The sequence below is a fragment of the Actinopolymorpha pittospori genome (assembly GCF_014873875.1).
GTDB classification, from domain to species: domain Bacteria; phylum Actinomycetota; class Actinomycetes; order Propionibacteriales; family Actinopolymorphaceae; genus Actinopolymorpha; species Actinopolymorpha pittospori.
This window is the reverse complement of record NZ_JADBEM010000001.1, coordinates 7,471,865-7,487,774: the sequence shown is the minus strand read 5'-3', so window position 1 is coordinate 7,487,774 and position 15,910 is coordinate 7,471,865. Positions and strand designations below refer to the sequence as shown.

Here is a 15,910-nt window from a genome sequence, read left to right as displayed (position 1 = left end):
GATGATCGCGGCGGACGTAGGGAGTCCGTCAAAGCGTCACCAGCGCCCACCAGGTCGGCTCCTACCGTCGTTCTGTGTCCCGGCAGCGACCAAGGAGCTCGGCATGACGACGACCGTTCCACCCGAAGCCAGGATCACCGGCCCCTCACCTCGGCGGCTGGGTTCCCCGTGGCCCCTCACGGCCCGGCAGGGCGTCGGCGGCGACCTCGTCGTCGGCGGGGTGAGCCTGGTCGAGCTGGCCGGCCGGTACGGCACCCCCACCTACGTCGTGGACGAGGTCGACGTCCGCACCCGATGCCGAACCTTCCGCGGCGCCTTCCCCGACGTCGAGGTCGCCTACGCCGGGAAGGCGTTCCTGTCCCGGGCGATGGCGACCTGGATGGCCGAGGAGGGCATGTCACTCGACCTGTGCTCGGCGGGCGAGGTCGGCGTGGCGGAGTCGGTCGGGTTCCCGGCCGAACGCACGATCCTGCACGGCAACGCCAAGACCGTCGCCGACCTGGAGGTCGCCCTGTCGTACGGCGTCGGGCGGATCGTGCTCGACTCCGCCAGCGAGGTGGCCCGGGTGTCGGTGCTCGCCCAGCGACCCCAGCGGGTTCTCATCCGGGTGATCCCGGGCGTCGACGCCCACACCCACCCCGCCATCGCCACCGGATCCGAGGACCAGAAGTTCGGCCTGCGCCCCGGCGGGGTCCGCGAGGCCGTACGCCGCGTGCTCGAACAGCCCCAGCTCGTCTACGCCGGGCTGCACTGCCACATCGGCTCACAGGTCGGTGACCCCAGCGACTTCCTTCTCGCGGCGCGGCGGGTGCTGGAACTCGCCCGGGCCCTACGCGACGAACTCGGGGTCGAGACGACCGACCTCGACCTGGGCGGGGGATACCCCGTCCCGTACGTCGTCGGCGACATCGCCTTCGACGTCGCCCCCTTCGCCGACCAGCTGCGACGTACCGTGCAGGACACCTGCGCGCGGTTGCGGCTGCCCGTCCCGCGTCTCACCATCGAGCCCGGCCGGGCCATCGCCGCGCGGGCCGGGGTGACGCTCTACCGGGTCGTCAGCGTGAAGCGGAGCGCCGGTGGCCGCACCTTCGTGGCGGTCGACGGCGGCTTCGGCGACAACCCCCGCGCCGAGATGTACGGCGCGCGCTACACCGTGCGCTCCGTCGGCCGTCCGGCCTCCTCGCGGCACGAGATCGTGACCATCGTCGGCCGCTACTGCGAGGCCGGCGACGTGCTCGCGGAGGACATCCTGCTGCCGGCGGACATCCACCCCGGCGACCTGCTCGCCGTCGCCTGCACCGGTGCCTACCACCACTCCATGGCGTCGTCGTACAACCTCGTGCCGCGCCCGCCCGTCGTCGCGGTCCGCGACGAGACCTCCCGGCTCCTCGTCCGGCGCGAGACCGACGTCGACATGCGTTGCCGGGACGTCGGCCTGTGAACCTCCGTCCACACAGCCCGCGCCGGCGGGTCGCCCAGTCCGGCGCCGTCGGCGGAGCCCTTCGGTGCTCCGGGAAGCTGGGCAGCGTCGCACCCTCCCGGCGCTGCCCGGCCCAGCCCCGCGGTGTCGAGCGCGGCCTGCGCTGCGCGCCGGCGCTTCGGAGTCGGCCGGTCACCCGGCCACGGCGGTGCCGCGACTGACCCGCGACTGACCGCCGACTCAGGTCTCGGTGACGACGACGTCGAGGCGCCACGGCCGTGCAGCCGCGGGGGGCTCGGTCTCGACGGAGTAGCCGAGGCCGCGCAGGACGTCCACCAGGTCGGCGGGTCGGCGCGGCCGCGCCCCGTCGCGCAGCAGGTCGCGCACCAGCCGTCCCTTGGTGGCCTTGTTGAAGTGGCTGACGACCGTGCGGGACACGACCCCGCCGACCTCCCGCTCGTGCAGGACCCGGACCGTCGCGGTCCGGGCGGCGAGGTCACCCTGCGGCACCCACGCGGCGGCGTACGTCGTGGAGCGCAGGTCGAGCACCAGACCGGCTCCGGCGGCGGTGGTGACCGTGTCCTGCATGGTCGTGCGCTGCGCCAGTGGGCGCCGAGCCCGCCGATCCCCGGGAGCCGCACCGCCATCGAGCAGCGGTACGCCGGGATCCGGTCGCGGAGCCGCACCGCTCCCCACAGTCCGGAGAACACGAGGAGCGCCCGGTCGGCGCGTCGGCGCGCGGCCGGATCCAGGGACGCGAGGTCCAGCGCGTCGTACAGCACGCCGGTGTAGAGCCGGCCGGCCGGCAACGTCGGCGCGTCCCACAGCCGGGCGTTGTGTTCCACCTCGGCGGCCTGACCCTCGCTCAGGCCGAGCACCGCCCGGGCGTTCGCGCTGTCGGCCCCCGCACACAGGTCGACGAGTGCGTCGAGAACCCGTGCGCGGGTGGGATTCAGCTCCGGAAGTGAGAGCCGGTCGAGGTCGACCGGGCGACCCGACTTCGGGACGGCCTTGCCCTCCGACGGCGGCAACAGGACGAGCATTCGGCCCAGGCTAGGGCCTCCCTCGACGGTCGGACGCGAGGGGTGAGTGGGGTTCATGTGCGGCCCGATCCGACTTCGCCCGGACGGCGACCGTCGTCCGGCGGCCAGTCGTCGAGGCGGGCGAGCCAGCCGTCGGGATGGCGAAACGCCGCGAAGGTGAGGCTTCGGCTACGTTGTGTGGGTCGGTGCAGGTGCGCGGAAGGACGGACACGTGGGCCACACCATCGGGATCGACCTCGGCACGACCTACTCCGCCGCCGCGCGGGTCAACGAACTCGGCAAGCCCGAGATCATCGTCAACCGGGACGGCGAGCGCCTCACGCCCTCCGTCGTGCTCTTCCAGGACGAGCTCCCGATCGTCGGGACGATGGCGAAGCGCTCGGCGGTGACGGCACCGCTCGACGTCGTGCAGTTCGTGAAGCGCTCGATGGGTGACGCGAGCTGGAAGTTCGAGACCACCGGCGGCACGTCGTACCGGCCGGAGGAGATCTCCGCGATCATCCTCCGCCGGATCAAGGACGACGTCGAACTCGCACTCGGCGAGCCGGTGACCGACGCGGTCGTCACGGTCCCGGCCTACTTCGACGACGCACCGAGGCGCGCCACCATCGACGCGGGCCGGATCGCAGGTCTCAACGTCGCGCGCGTCCTCAACGAGCCGACCGCGGCCGCGCTCGCCTATGGCGTGGAGACCGCGGTCGACGGGACGGTGCTCGTCTACGACCTCGGCGGCGGGACGTTCGACGTGACCGTGATGCGGGTCGAGGGTGGCGACTTCGACGTCCTCGCGACCCATGGTGACCGCAACCTCGGCGGCTTCGATTTCGACAACCTGCTGATGCGGCTGCTCGACGAGCGTTTCCAGGCCGCGGGCGGGCCGTCCCTGCTCGACGGCGCGGAGGCCGAGGCCGACCTGCGGGAGAAGGCCGAGATCGCCAAGCGCAGCCTCACCACCGTCGAACAGACCAGGGTGGTGCTCTCCGCCGGCGGGGTCTCCAAGGTGCTGCCGCTCACCCGGGCGGAGTTCGAGGACGTGACGTCGAGCCTGCTCAGCCGGACCCGCGACATCGCCGAGATCGTGGTCGGCGACGCTGGGCTGGACTGGGGCCGCATCGACCACCTCCTGCTCGCCGGTGGCTCGACCCGGATGCCGATGGTGCGCGCCATGATCACGAAGGTCTCCGGCACCGAGCCCAGCCGCTCGGTCAATCCCGACGAGGTGGTCGCCCTGGGCGCGGCCATCCAGGCGCACCTGGTCGACGTCGAGTCCGCCACCGACGGTGGCTCGGCCCACCTGCCGGTGCTCGCGTCCGCGGTCACGATGCCGCGGGTCCGCGACGTCACCTCGCAGGGACTCGGGGCGCTCGCGGTCCGGCGCGGCGCCGCCTCGCCCGACGACGTGGAGAACGTCGTGATCATCCCCGCCAACACCAAGATCCCCGCCAAGCGCGGTCAGGTGTTCCAGACCATCGCCGCCGACCAGACGAAGCTCAAGGTCGAGGTGACCCAGGGGGACGACGACGATCCCGCCTACGTCCGTGCGATCGGGGAGCAGACCTTCGACATCCCGGCCTACCCCGTGGGCGCACCGTTCGAGATCGTCTACGCCTACGACATCGACCAGACCGTCTTCATCGAGGTGCACGACAAGACCTCGGGTGCGCAGATCGGCACCTTCCAGGTCGACAACGTCGCGACCATGGACGAAGGCGAGGTCGCCACGGCGACCGACCGGATGCGTCTGCTCGACATCAGCTGAGCCGCGGCCATGAGCGTCGACTACTACGAGATCCTCGAGGTCTCGCCCGGTGCGCAGGAGGAGCAGATCCGGGCGGCGATCACCGCGCAGCGCCGGATCTGGGTGCGCCGCCAGTCCAGCCCCGACCCGGACCGTCGAGCCCATGCCGAGCAGCGGGTGCGCGACATCGACGCGGCGGAGAAGGCGCTGCTCGACCCGGCGGCGCGCCTCGCCTACAACAAGGAACGCGAACGCCTCCTGCGTACCCGTGGTGGCGGCACGGGCGGCGCCACCAACGGAGGCGGCTCCGCGAACGCCAACGGCGCGGGCGGCCGGGGCGGGCCGGGTCGACGGGAGGTGCCAACGCCCCCGAGTACCGGAAGCCCCGCGCCTCGCACCGGTCCACGTCAGGACGCCGACCTCGACAGTCACCTGGCCCGAGGCGACCGCTACCTCCAGCAGGGCCGGTGGCGGCTCGCCCAGGCGGAGTTCGAGTACGTCCGCGAACGCGCGCCGGAGGACCTTCGCGCCCTGACCGGGCTCGGCGCCGTGCACGTCGGCGCGGGCCGCGTCAAGGACGGCTTGGCGATCCTCGAACGCGCCGCCGTCGAGCACCCCGACGACGAGCACGTCAAGATCGCCTTGGCGACGGCGCTCTACGAGGTGGCGATCGCGGGCATGGCCGACGTCGGTGACGGGCCCGGCCGGGAACGCCCGATGATCATCTCCCGCCGCCAGCTCGGGCTGGCCAAAAGGAACCTCCGCCGGATCCAGCGCCTCGAGCTCTCCGACTGGAACGTCTCGATGCACGTGGAGGAGCTCAAGGACCTGGTCGCCGAAGCGCGCGCGCCGATCTGGAGCCGCGGCCACAACCTGCGCTTCTACTTCATTCCGCTCGTCGGCGCCGTTCTGGTGACCGCGTTGCCCAACGTCGAGAGCCTGCGCGTGGTCGGCGCGTTCTGGATCGTGGTGATCGTCGCGACCTACGTGTTCCGGCATCGCCAACCGGCCTGGAAACACCATCGCCGGGAGCTCGGGCGGGGCCGAAGGCCGTCGAGCTTCGGCGAAACCTTCCGGAAGGGGATCTAGGGATGGCGGAGGACGCGGTCGAGGTCGCGAGGTTGGCGCAGGAGGTGGCCGCGCTGCGGGACCTGTTCCAGCGCCGGCTGCTCGAGGACCAGTCGCGACAGCGGATGTACGACGAGCTCTACCGTCAACTCCGGTTCGCCCAGCAGGGACTCGCCGAGCAGTTCGTGGCGCCGATGGCACGGGAGATCCTGCTCGTGGTGGACCGGATCGACGCGATCGCCGGCCAGCTGGCGGGGGAGAGCGCCGAACCGCTGGTCTCGGTACGCGAGGAGCTGCTGGAGGTCCTCAACCGGCGCGGCCTGCGCGAGGTCGGGGCCGACGGAGAGTTCGACCCGCGGGTGCACGAGGCGGTCGCGCGGGTGCCGGTGGAGCGGGCCGATCAGGCGGGCCGGGTCGTGGAGGTACGCCGCCCCGGCTACGCCCTGGAGGATCGCTTGCTGCGCCCCGCCCAGGTGGGTGTCGGCTACCTGGCCGAGAGCCGGGCGGAGGAGCCCGCCGACGGCTCGGTCCGGTAGGTCCCGGCTGGCCAGGCTTGCCCAGCCGGCTCGTCGCGCTCTGGATAGCGCTCTCCAGTCGGGCCTATGGTGAAAAGCAGGACACGAGCCGAACGGGAGGACCCCATGCCGGCAGCGGCGCGGACGACGTTCGACCACGGTGGTGCGGCGTACCCCGATGATCTCTACCGCACCGCCCGGATCGCGGAGGCCCTCGACGGCCTGGCCACGATCGGTGCCGAGGAGGTCCGTCGCTATCGCGCCGACGGCTTCCTCCCGGTCGCCGGCGCGGTGGCGAAGGCGCAGGTGGACGCCGCCCTCGCCGGTCTGGCCTCGCTGGCCAGGCCGGACTCGCCGGCCGACATCCAGTACGAGAGCTGGGCGCAGGACAGGATCGACCGGCTCTCGCCGGAGGAGCGCATGGACGCCACCCGGAAGTTCATGGCGTTCGCGCGCCACGACGACCGGCTCGCGGCCCTCGCCCACGACGCCGGCATCCTCGCGGTGGTGGCCGAACTGCTCGGCGGCACGCCGCGGATGTTCCAGGACATGGCGCTGCTCAAGCCGCCAGGCGGCGGCAGGGAGAAGCCCTGGCACCAGGACAACGCCTACTTCCACCTCGTACCCGGCACGCCGATCGTCGGGGTCTGGCTCGCACTGGACGACGCGACCCTCGACAACGGCTGCATGCGGGTCGTTCCGGGCTCCCACCGGGAGGGGCCGACCCGGCACGCGTTCCTGCGCGACCTGCAGATCTGCGACGGTGACGTCCCGGTCGACCGCGGCGTCGCCGTGCCGCTGCCGGCCGGTGGACTGATGTTCTTCGACGGGCTACTCCAGCACGGCACGCCGGCAAATTTCACCGATACCCGGCGTCGGGCCGTCCAGTTCCACTACACCGTGGACACAGCTCCGGCGACCTCGGAGGAGGAGCACCGCGCGACATTCGGGTGGGTCGACGGAGCGGAGTGCTGAGGCGCTCGGGTGCGCCACGGGTGACCGCATAGGATCGGCGGGTAGTCCGACCCGACATCCGCGTTGAGGAGCCCGAAGTGTCCGAGATCAACGTCACCGTCGTCCGCACCGGCGAGCGTGCCGAGGCCGAGGTGACGACGGGCACGACGGCAGGCGAGGCGCTCGGGGAGGACCGGGCGGTGATCGCCGCGCGGGTCAACGGTGAGCTCCGCGACCTCGCCTGGCCCCTGTCCGCGGGCGACGGGGTGGAGCCCATCGCGATCGACACCGAGGACGGCCGGGCCATCCTGCGGCACTCGACCGCGCACGTCATGGCCCAGGCGGTGCAGGAGCTGTTCCCCGAGGCGAAGCTCGGCATCGGCCCGCCGATCGAGAACGGCTTCTACTACGACTTCGACGTCCCCCAGCCGTTCACTCCTGACGACCTGTCGCGGATCGAGACCCGGATGCGGCAGATCGTGAAGGAACGCCAGCGGTTCTCCCGCCGGGCGGTCACCGACGAGCAGGCCCGCGCCGAGCTCGCCGACGAACCCTACAAACTGGAACTCATCGGGCTGAAGGGGTCGGCCGGAGGTGGCGCCGAGGGCGCCAACGTCGAGGTCGGCGGCGGCGAGCTGACGATCTATGACAACCTGCGCGGCGAGGAGCTGGCCTGGAAGGACCTCTGTCGCGGCCCGCATCTGCCCACCACCCGGCACATCCCGGCGTTCAAGCTGATGCGCGTCGCGGCCGCCTACTGGCGCGGCAGCGAGAACAACCCGCAGCTCCAGCGCATCTACGGCACCGCGTGGGAGACCAAGGACGCGCTGAAGGCGCACCTGGACATGCTCGCCGAGGCCGAACGCCGCGACCACCGCCGGCTCGGCGTCGAGCTCGACCTGTTCAGCTTTCCGGAGGAGATCGGCCCCGGACTCGCCGTCTGGCATCCGAAGGGCGGAACCATCCGCCGGGTGATGGAGGACTACTCGCGCCGCCGGCACGAGGAGGCGGGGTACGAGTTCGTCTACACCCCGCACATCACCAAGGAGAACCTCTTCAAGACCTCCGGGCACCTCGACTGGTACGCCGACGGCATGTACCCCCCGATGGAGCTCGACCAGGGGCAGAACTACTACCTCAAGCCGATGAACTGCCCCATGCACCTCACCATCTTCAAGTCCCGCGGTCGGTCCTACCGCGAGCTGCCGTTGCGGATGTTCGAGTTCGGCAACGTCTACCGGTACGAGAAGTCCGGCGTCGTGCACGGCCTCACCCGGGCGCGCGGCTTCACCCAGGACGACGCCCACATCTTCGTCACCCCCGACCAGCTCCAGGACGAGCTCGCCTCGCTGCTGGCGTTCGTGGTCGGGCTGCTGCGTGACTACGGGCTCAGCGACTTCACCGCCGACCTGTCGACCCGGCCGGACAAGTTCGTCGGCGAGATCGAGGAGTGGAACACCGCCGAGGCCGCCCTCGAGGAGGCGCTCAAGCGGGCCGAGATCCCCTACACGATCGCCGAGGGGGAGGGCGCGTTCTACGCGCCGAAGATCGACGTCCACGTACGCGACGCCATCGGCCGCAAGTGGCAGTTGTCGACGCTGCAGGTCGACTTCCAGCTGCCGCAGCGGTTCGACATCGAGTACCAGGCGGCCGACGGTAGCCGGCAGCGGCCCTACATGATCCACCGGGCGCTGTTCGGTTCGGAGGAACGCTTCTTCGGCATCCTGCTCGAGCACTACGCCGGCGCGTTCCCTCCCTGGCTGGCGCCGGTGCAGGTGGTCGCCATCCCGATCGCGGAGCGGCACGAGGAGTACCTCCAGCAGGTGGCGGCCAAGCTGCGCGAGCACGGCATCCGGGTCGAGGTCGACCGTTCCGACGACCGGATGCAGAAGAAGATCCGCAACGCGCAGACCCACAAGATCCCCTACATGTTGCTGGCCGGCGACCGTGACGTCGAGGAGGGCGCGGTGTCGTTCCGCTACCGCTCCGGTGAGCAGAACAACGGCGTTCCGGTCGACGACGCGGTGGCCGAGATCGTCGACGCCGTACGCCGCCGGGTGCAGGTCTAGCCCGGCGACGCGTCACGCGGCGGAGGATGCCATGGCGCGGATCGCCGTGATCGGTCACACCAACATCGAGACGGCGGTCCACGCCGACCACCTCGAGGGCACCGACTCCGACGAGTTCGCCGCGTATGCACTGTCGACGAGCGTGTCCGGCGTCGGTGTCAACGTCGCCTTGGCGCTGAAGGGTCTCGGCGCCGACGTACGTCTCGCCACCGTCGTGGGGCGGGACGTCCTGGGCGGGGTATGCGTCCAGGAACTCACCGAACGGGGACTGGATCCGGCCTACCTCGTCCGTGGCACACCGGCGACCGCGCAGTCCCTCAGCCGGCACGCGAGCGACGGGTCGCGCCGCAACCTCGTCGATCTCAAGGACGTGCAGGGGGCCACCTACCCCGACGACCTGGCCCCGTGCCTGCTCGACGACGTCGCGGTCGCGGTCGTGTGCAACATCGCCTACGCACGCCCGATGCTGCGCCGAGCCCGGGAGCGCCACATCCCGATCGCGAGCGACGTCCATGCCGTGACCGGGCTGGACGACGCCTACAACCACGACTGGATCGCCTGCGCCGACGTACTCTTCGCCTCCCACGAACGCCTCGACGTGGCACCGTCGATGTTCGCCCGGACGGTTCTGCGTGAGCATCGGGCCGCCGTGGTCGTGGTGGGGATGGGCGCCGACGGGGCACTGCTCGGCGTTCGCGGCGAGGACGTCACCTGCGTCCCGGCGGTCCGCACCCGCCCTGTCGTCAGCACCGTCGGCGCCGGTGACGCGCTCTTCAGCGCGTTCGTCGACGGCTGGGTCGCCGGCATGGCGCCACTCGACGCGCTCCGACGAGCGACTTTCTTCGCGTCCTGGAAGATCGGGGCGTCCGGGGGAGCGGCCGGCCTGCTCGACCGGGCGGGGCTGGCGGCTGTGGCCGGGACGTGGCCGGGATCACCGGATGCGGGCGGGCCGGGTTGATCCACACCGTGGTCTACTGACGGAGCAGGACGGGGACGCCGGCGCCCGCTCGTGTCAGGAGCACGCATGTACGACTACGACCTACTCGTCATCGGCTCGGGGCCCGGCGGGCAGAAGGCAGCGATCGCCGGCGCGAAGCTCGGCCGGCGCACGGCCGTGGTCGAGAAGCGGCACATGCTCGGCGGGGTCAGCATCAACACCGGAACCATCCCGTCCAAGACGCTGCGTGAGGCGATCCTCTACCTCACCGGTATCAACCAGCGGGAGATGTACGGCGCGTCGTACCGGCTCAAGAACACCATCACGGTCGGCGACCTCTCGGCCCGCACCCAGCACGTGATCGGCCGCGAGATCGACGTGATCCGCAGTCAACTGTCCCGCAACCGGGTCGAGACGCTGGTCGGGGTGGCTCGTTTCGTCGACGACCACACGATCGGCGTCAGCGAGCCGGACGGCGGCGTTCGGACGGTGACGGCCGAGCACATCGTGATCGCGGTCGGTACCCGTCCGGCGCGACCGGAGTCGGTGGCCTTCGACGGGCGGAACATCGTCGACTCCGACCAGATTCTCGCGCTGGAGGAACTCCCGTCGTCCATGGTCGTGGTGGGAGCGGGCGTGATCGGCATCGAGTACGCCTCGATGTTCGCTGCGCTCGGCACCAAGGTGACCGTCGTCGAACGCCGCGAGCGGATGCTCGACTTCTGCGACGTGGAGATCGTCGAGGCGCTGAAGTACCAGCTGCGCGACCTGGCCGTCACCTTCCGCTTCCGCGAGTCCGTTTCCCGGGTCGAACGCCACGACGGCGGCACCCTCACCGTGCTGGCGAGCGGCAAGCGGATCCCCGCCGACACGGTGATGTACTCCGCCGGCAGGCAGGGCCTGACCGACGACCTCGACCTCGCCAACGCCGGCCTGACCGCCGACGCCCGAGGCCGGATCGAGGTGAACGACGACTACCAGACCACGGTGCCGCACATCTACGCGGTCGGCGACGTCATCGGCTTCCCCGCGCTGGCGGCGACGTCGATGGAGCAGGGTCGTCGGGCCGCCTACCACGCGTTCGGTGAACCGGTGCGCGGGTCACTGGGCGCCCTCCAGCCGATCGGCATCTACACCATCCCCGAGGTCAGCTACGTCGGGCGTACCGAGGACGAGCTCACCGAGGCCAACGTGCCGTTCGAGGTAGGCATCTCCCGCTACCGCGAACTCGCCCGCGGCGCGATCCTCGGCGACTCCTACGGCATGCTCAAGCTCCTGGTGCACGCCGAGAACGGCACCCTGCTCGGCGTCCACGTCTTCGGCACCGGGGCGACCGAGCTGATCCACATCGGGCAGACCGTCATGGGCTGCGGCGCCACCGTCGACTACCTCGTGGACGCCGTCTTCAACTACCCCACGCTCGCGGAGTCGTACAAGGTCGCGGCCCTCGACGCGGTCAACAAGATGCGGGCGGTCAAGCGGTTCCTCGGCTGATCACCTGGCCAGCCGAGGAAGGGTGGCGCCGGTCACGTCGCCGTGTCGCGCGCGCCGTCCGTAAGATCAGGCGGGTGGACGAGCCGGTACGCCAGGAAGGCGTCGGAACCCCCGACGCGTTCGAACGCCTGTGGACCCCGCACCGGATGGCCTACATCCTCGGGGAGAGCAGGCCGAGCGGGGACGGTCCGGGTGACGGCTGTCCGTTCTGCGACATACCGCGGCGTTCCGACGAGGAAGGCCTGGTCGTGACCCGGGGAAAGTACGCGTACGCCCTCCTCAACCTCTATCCGTACAACCCGGGCCACCTGATGGTCTGCCCCTTCCGCCACGTCGCCGACTACACCGACCTCACGGCGGAGGAGACGGTGGAGCTCGCGGACCTGACGAAGCAGGCGATGCGGGCGCTGCGGGCGGCGTCGGGAGCGCAGGGCTTCAACATCGGGATGAACCAGGGTCCGGTCGCCGGCGCCGGCATCGCCGCCCACCTCCACCAGCACGTGGTGCCGCGGTGGGGTGGCGACACCAACTTCATGCCGGTCGTCGGGCGGACGAAGGTGCTGCCCGCGCTGTTGCGCGACACCCGAGGGCTGCTCGCGCAGGCCTGGCCGGAGGACTGAGCCGACCCGGGCCGGGCCGGCCTGGGAGTCGCGGACCCCGGATCGAACCGGAGACGCCGACAACCGTGGGAGTCGACGCCTCCGGTCCAGGGGCTGGGGTTCGGACCGTCGGTCAGAGTTCGGACAGGTACGTGAAGATCGTGTCGCCGTGGCCCGGCAGGCCCTCGTGCTTGTAGTCCGGGTAGATCCGCAGCGCCTTCGCGCTGGTGATCTTGTTGTACGCCGCGAACTGCGTGGACGGCGGGCACACGGTGTCGCCCAGGCCGACGCCCATCAGCACGTCTGCCTGGATCCGGGGCGCGAGGTGCTGGACGTCGATGTAGCCCAGGGTGGTGAAGATCTCGTCCTCCCGCTCGTGCAGCGGGTCGAAGCGGCGGAACCACTCCTGCAGTTCGGCGTAGGCGTCCTTGGCGAGGTCGAGGTCCCACACCCGGCGGTAGTCGGTCAGGAACGGGTAGACCGGGGCGGCCCGCTTGATCCGCGGCTCGAGCGCCGCGCAGGCGAGGGTGAGTCCACCGCCCTGGCTTCCGCCGGTCGCGCCGACCCGCGACTCGTCGACGTCGTCCATGCCCATGACGATGCGGGCGAGCAGGGCGGTGTCCAGGAAGACGTGGCGGTAGTAGAGCTTCTCCGGGTCACCGCCGAGTCCGCGGACGATGTGGCCCCGCAGGGTCCATCCGGTCACCCCGCCGACGTCCTCGGAGAGCCCGCCCTGGCCACGGCAGTCCAGGGCCGCGACGGTGAAGCCGAGGGCGACGTGGCCGAGCAGGTCCGACCAGTCGGCCGAGCGGCCGGAGTAGCCGTGGAAGTGGACGACGCCGGGGTGGGGCTCAGTGGCGTTCCTGGGGCGGAGCAGCTTGGCGTGGACCCGGGCGCCTCCGGTGCCCGTGAACCACAGGTGGGAGCACTCCGCGAAGGCGGTCTGGAAGTCGGCCGGCTCGATCTCGACCTTAGGGTCGAGGGTGTCGAGTTCGGCGAGTCCGGCGGTCCAGTAGTCGTCGAAGTCCGCGGGTCGGGGGTTGGTGCCCACGTAGCTGTCGAGCTTCTCCCGCGACATGTCGAACGTCAGGGGCATGAACGATCCTTCCTGGGGGCGACCTCGGTCCGGTTGGCCCGGCTCAGTCGGCGGTGAGCTTGGCGGCGGCGGCGGCGATGGCCGCGGGGTCACCCTGGGCCGGAACCCAGGGCAGCCGCAGCGGGTCGCCGTCGTAACGCGGGATCACATGCAGGTGCAGATGGAACACGGTCTGCCACGCGACCGCGCCCGAACTCTGGACGAGGTTGACGCCGGTCGCCCCCAGGCGTTCGCGGACGAGCCGCGCCATCGCCTGAGCGAGCAGGACACAGGCACTGAGATCGGCCGGCTCGGCACTGAGCAGGTCAGGGGTGTGGTTTCGGGGGACGACGAGCAGATGGCCGTCGGTGGCCGGGTTGACGTCCATGAACGCCACGGCCCGGTCGTTCTCGGCGATCATGGTGCTGGGCAGCTCACCCGCCAGGATCCGGCAGAAGACGCACTCGCTCGTCGGCACCCCCGCAGCGTAGCCAGCGTGGCTCGGCGGTCATCGGGTGGATTCCTCACCCGGCCAGAGACATTCTCCGGCGCGCGAGCCAGGTGCTCGCGGTAGCGGGATGTGTCGGGTGATCTCGCTGGACGCCGGAGCCTCCTGACTCAGGCGGGACGACGCCGCGGCCGTGCCCGGTGGGGGCACGGCCGCGGCGTGTTCGGGTTCGGGTTCCGGTTGGATTCGGATCGGACGCACGGGCTCAGCCGGTCTCAGAACTCCTCCGCCTGTTCCTGTACCAGCTTCGAGGCGATCTGGGCGGGCATGGGTTCGTACCTCACGAACTCCCGCGCGAACGTCCCCGACCCGTGCGACATCGAGCGCAGGTCGGTGGCGTAGCGCGTCACCTCGGTCTGCGGCACCTCCGCCTTGACCAGGGTGCGGCCCTGGCCGACCGGTTCGGTGCCGAGGACCCGGCCCCGCCGGCTGGACAGGTCTCCCATCACGGTGCCGACATAGTCGTCGTCGACGAGCACGGACAGAAGGTCGACGGGTTCGAGCAGGTTCACCGCCGTCGCCTTGGCCGCCTCGCGCAGGGCGAGCGCCCCCGCCGTCTGGAACGCCATGTCGGAGGAGTCGACGCTGTGTGACTTCCCGTCGTGCAGCGTCACCCGGATGTCGACGAGGGGGTACCCCGCGGAGATCCCGCGTTCCATCTGGGCGCGGAGCCCCTTCTCCACGCTCGGGATGAACTGCCGCGGGACCGACCCGCCGACGACCTTGTCGACGAACTCGAACCCCGCGCCCTGCGCGAGCGGCTCGACCTCGATCTCGCAGACGGCGTACTGGCCATGGCCGCCACTCTGCTTCACGTGCCGGCCCCTGCCACTCGCCCGGCCGGCGAAGGTCTCCCGGAGCGGGACGCGCAGCGGAACCTGGTCGACCTGGACGCCGTAGCGGTTGGCGAGCCGATCGAGTACGACGTCGGCGTGCGCTTCGCCCATGCACCACAGGACCAGCTGGTGCGTCTCGGCGTTGTGCTCGATCCGCAGGGTCGGGTCCTCGGCACCGAGGCGGGTGAGTCCGACGGAGAGCTTGTCCTCGTCGGCCTTGGCGTGCGCCGTGATCGCGATCGGCAGCAGTGGCTCCGGCATCGACCAGGGCCGCATCAGCAGGGGCTCTTCCTTCGCCGACAGCGTGTCGCCGGTCTCGGCCCGGGTCAGCTTGCCGATGGCGCAGATGTCCCCGGCCACGCAGTGGTTCAGCGTCCGCTGGTGCTTGCCGAGCGGCGAGGACAGGGACCCGACCTTCTCGTCCTCGTCGTGGTCCTCATGCCCGCGGGCCTCTCCGAAGAACGCCGACAGGTGCCCCGAGACGTGCAGGGCCGAGTCGGGACGCACCGTCCCGGAGAACACCCGTACGAGGCTGATCCGGCCGACGTAGGGGTCGGAGGACGTCTTCACCACCTCGGCGAGGAGCGGGCCGTTCGGGTCGCAGCTGATCCGACCGACCGACTTGCCGATCGGGGTGTAGACCTCGGGCTGCGGGTGCTCGAGTGGCGAGGGGAACGCGCTGGTCATCAGTTCGAGGAGTTCGACCATCCCGATCCCGGTCGCCGAGCACACCGGGAGGACCGGGAAGAAGGACGCCTGGGCGACCGACTTCTCGAGGTCGTCGATGAGCACCTTCGCGTCGATCCGCTCGCCGCTCAGGTAGCGGTCCATGAGGGTCTCGTCCTCGGACTCCTCGATGACGCCCTCGATGAGTCCACCGCGGGCCTCGGCCACCTGGTCGGCGTACGCCTGCGGCGGCGTGCCCTCCGCCCGCGCCCCGGAGGAGTAGTCGAACAGCTTCTCCGACAGCAGGCCGACCAGGCCCGTCACCTGCTGCTGCCCGTCGACCGGGAGGTAGACGGGCAGGGTCTTCTCCCCGAACACCGCCCGCGCCTCCTCCAACACGTTCGGGTAGTCGGCCCGGTGGTGGTCCAGCTTGGTGATCACCACCGCCCTGGGCATCCCGACCGAGGCGCACTCCTGCCACAGGGCCTGGGTGGGCCCGTCGACGCCCTCGTTCGCGGCGATCACGAACAGCGCGCAGTCGGCGGCTCGCAGGCCGGCGCGGAGCTCACCCACGAAATCGGCGTAACCGGGTGTGTCGAGCAGGTTGACCTTGACACCGTTGTGGACCACCGGAGCGAGCGACAGGCCGATCGAGCGCCCTTGTCGGTGTTCCACCTCGTCGAAGTCACTCACCGTGGACCCGTCCTCCACCCGGCCGGAGCGCGGGATCGTGCCGGTGGCGACGAGGAGTGCCTCGACGAGCGTCGTCTTTCCGGATCCGGATGGGCCGACCAGGGCGATGTTGCGAACGGCAGCGGGCCGGTCGGCCGTGGGTGCCTTGACCGCAGCTCCACCGAGGTTGCTCTGTTTGTCCGTCATGGGCGTCGCCTCCTTGCGCGCGCGGTGCAGACCAGCCGGACGCGCCCAAGTCGCCGGTGGCCGCCGACCGTGGCGGCGCCCTGACATGTGGTTTTCCACCTTTCACCCG

General features: G+C 70.9%; 13 protein-coding genes and 1 pseudogene. 9 read left to right on the top strand and 5 right to left on the bottom strand.

From position 1 onward, the window contains the following. The first annotated feature begins 103 nt into the window (after window positions 1–103). On the top strand, window positions 104–1,441 hold the full coding sequence (gene lysA / locus HEB94_RS34925; RefSeq protein WP_192753793.1) for a diaminopimelate decarboxylase: 1,338 nt from the start codon (window positions 104–106) through the stop codon (window positions 1,439–1,441). A gap of 219 nt (window positions 1,442–1,660) precedes the next feature. Here lysA and yaaA (HEB94_RS52900) read toward each other — a convergent pair whose 3' ends face one another. Both yaaA (HEB94_RS52900) and yaaA (HEB94_RS52895) read right to left on the bottom strand, forming a co-directional pair. Next, window positions 1,661–2,008, bottom strand: a complete 348-nt coding sequence (gene yaaA / locus HEB94_RS52900; RefSeq protein ID WP_273377029.1) for a peroxide stress protein YaaA — start codon at window positions 2,006–2,008, stop codon at window positions 1,661–1,663. A gap of 68 nt (window positions 2,009–2,076) precedes the next feature. After that, a pseudogene (gene yaaA / locus HEB94_RS52895) lies at window positions 2,077–2,463 on the bottom strand (peroxide stress protein YaaA); the annotation flags it as partial. Window positions 2,464–2,674: 211 nt separating this feature from the next. Here yaaA (HEB94_RS52895) and HEB94_RS34915 point away from each other — a divergent pair. The 8 genes from HEB94_RS34915 (at window position 2,675) to HEB94_RS34880 (ending at window position 11,858) form a co-directional block, all read left to right on the top strand. Then, window positions 2,675–4,222 (top strand): Hsp70 family protein, encoded by a 1,548-nt coding sequence (locus HEB94_RS34915; protein WP_192753792.1) that lies wholly within the window; start codon window positions 2,675–2,677, stop codon window positions 4,220–4,222. A gap of 9 nt (window positions 4,223–4,231) precedes the next feature. After that, window positions 4,232–5,290, top strand: coding sequence for a J domain-containing protein (locus HEB94_RS34910; RefSeq protein ID WP_192753791.1), 1,059 nt, complete (start codon window positions 4,232–4,234; stop codon window positions 5,288–5,290). A 2-nt stretch (window positions 5,291–5,292) separates the two neighbouring features. Continuing rightward, window positions 5,293–5,805 carry a nucleotide exchange factor GrpE gene (locus tag HEB94_RS34905; protein ID WP_192753790.1) on the top strand — a complete coding sequence of 171 codons (513 nt, stop codon included), beginning with the start codon at window positions 5,293–5,295 and terminating at the stop codon, window positions 5,803–5,805. 105 nt (window positions 5,806–5,910) lie between these two features. After that, the gene (locus HEB94_RS34900; protein WP_192753789.1) at window positions 5,911–6,759 is read left to right on the top strand and encodes a phytanoyl-CoA dioxygenase family protein; all 849 of its coding nucleotides are present in this window, start codon (window positions 5,911–5,913) and stop codon (window positions 6,757–6,759) included. A 77-nt stretch (window positions 6,760–6,836) separates the two neighbouring features. Next, window positions 6,837–8,807: a threonine--tRNA ligase gene (gene thrS, locus HEB94_RS34895; protein ID WP_192753788.1), complete on the top strand. Its 1,971-nt coding sequence runs from the start codon at window positions 6,837–6,839 to the stop codon at window positions 8,805–8,807. A gap of 31 nt (window positions 8,808–8,838) precedes the next feature. Further along, complete coding sequence (locus HEB94_RS34890) at window positions 8,839–9,765, top strand: carbohydrate kinase family protein (protein ID WP_192753787.1); 927 nt, start codon at window positions 8,839–8,841, stop codon at window positions 9,763–9,765. A gap of 66 nt (window positions 9,766–9,831) precedes the next feature. Beyond that, on the top strand, window positions 9,832–11,238 hold the full coding sequence (sthA, locus tag HEB94_RS34885; RefSeq protein WP_192753786.1) for a Si-specific NAD(P)(+) transhydrogenase: 1,407 nt from the start codon (window positions 9,832–9,834) through the stop codon (window positions 11,236–11,238). A gap of 74 nt (window positions 11,239–11,312) precedes the next feature. Continuing rightward, window positions 11,313–11,858, top strand: coding sequence for an HIT family protein (locus tag HEB94_RS34880; RefSeq protein ID WP_337918115.1), 546 nt, complete (start codon window positions 11,313–11,315; stop codon window positions 11,856–11,858). Window positions 11,859–11,970: 112 nt separating this feature from the next. Here HEB94_RS34880 and HEB94_RS34875 read toward each other — a convergent pair whose 3' ends face one another. From HEB94_RS34875 to HEB94_RS34865, 3 genes are all read right to left on the bottom strand, one after another. Next, window positions 11,971–12,933 (bottom strand): acetylxylan esterase, encoded by a 963-nt coding sequence (locus HEB94_RS34875; protein ID WP_192753785.1) that lies wholly within the window; start codon window positions 12,931–12,933, stop codon window positions 11,971–11,973. A gap of 43 nt (window positions 12,934–12,976) precedes the next feature. Further along, a complete protein-coding gene (locus tag HEB94_RS34870) occupies window positions 12,977–13,390 on the bottom strand; it encodes an HIT domain-containing protein (protein ID WP_192753784.1) in 414 nt (137 codons plus the stop codon). A 245-nt stretch (window positions 13,391–13,635) separates the two neighbouring features. Further along, on the bottom strand, window positions 13,636–15,801 hold the full coding sequence (locus HEB94_RS34865) for an elongation factor G-like protein EF-G2 (RefSeq protein WP_192753783.1): 2,166 nt from the start codon (window positions 15,799–15,801) through the stop codon (window positions 13,636–13,638). Window positions 15,802–15,910: the final 109 nt, after the last annotated feature.

What these genes read in the sequence shown, in the direction of transcription:
- sthA (WP_192753786.1), top strand. Translation starts at nt 9,832, where the DNA reads ATGTACGACTACGACCTACTCGTCATCGGCTCGGGGCCCGGCGGGCAG.
- HEB94_RS34890 (WP_192753787.1), top strand. Translation starts at nt 8,839, where the DNA reads ATGGCGCGGATCGCCGTGATCGGTCACACCAACATCGAGACGGCGGTC.
- HEB94_RS34865 (WP_192753783.1), bottom strand. Translation starts at nt 15,801, where the DNA reads ATGACGGACAAACAGAGCAACCTCGGTGGAGCTGCGGTCAAGGCACCC.
- HEB94_RS34905 (WP_192753790.1), top strand. Translation starts at nt 5,293, where the DNA reads ATGGCGGAGGACGCGGTCGAGGTCGCGAGGTTGGCGCAGGAGGTGGCC.
- yaaA (WP_273377029.1), bottom strand. Translation starts at nt 2,008, where the DNA reads ATGCAGGACACGGTCACCACCGCCGCCGGAGCCGGTCTGGTGCTCGAC.
- lysA (WP_192753793.1), top strand. Translation starts at nt 104, where the DNA reads ATGACGACGACCGTTCCACCCGAAGCCAGGATCACCGGCCCCTCACCT.
- HEB94_RS34900 (WP_192753789.1), top strand. Translation starts at nt 5,911, where the DNA reads ATGCCGGCAGCGGCGCGGACGACGTTCGACCACGGTGGTGCGGCGTAC.
- HEB94_RS34875 (WP_192753785.1), bottom strand. Translation starts at nt 12,933, where the DNA reads ATGCCCCTGACGTTCGACATGTCGCGGGAGAAGCTCGACAGCTACGTG.
- HEB94_RS34910 (WP_192753791.1), top strand. Translation starts at nt 4,232, where the DNA reads ATGAGCGTCGACTACTACGAGATCCTCGAGGTCTCGCCCGGTGCGCAG.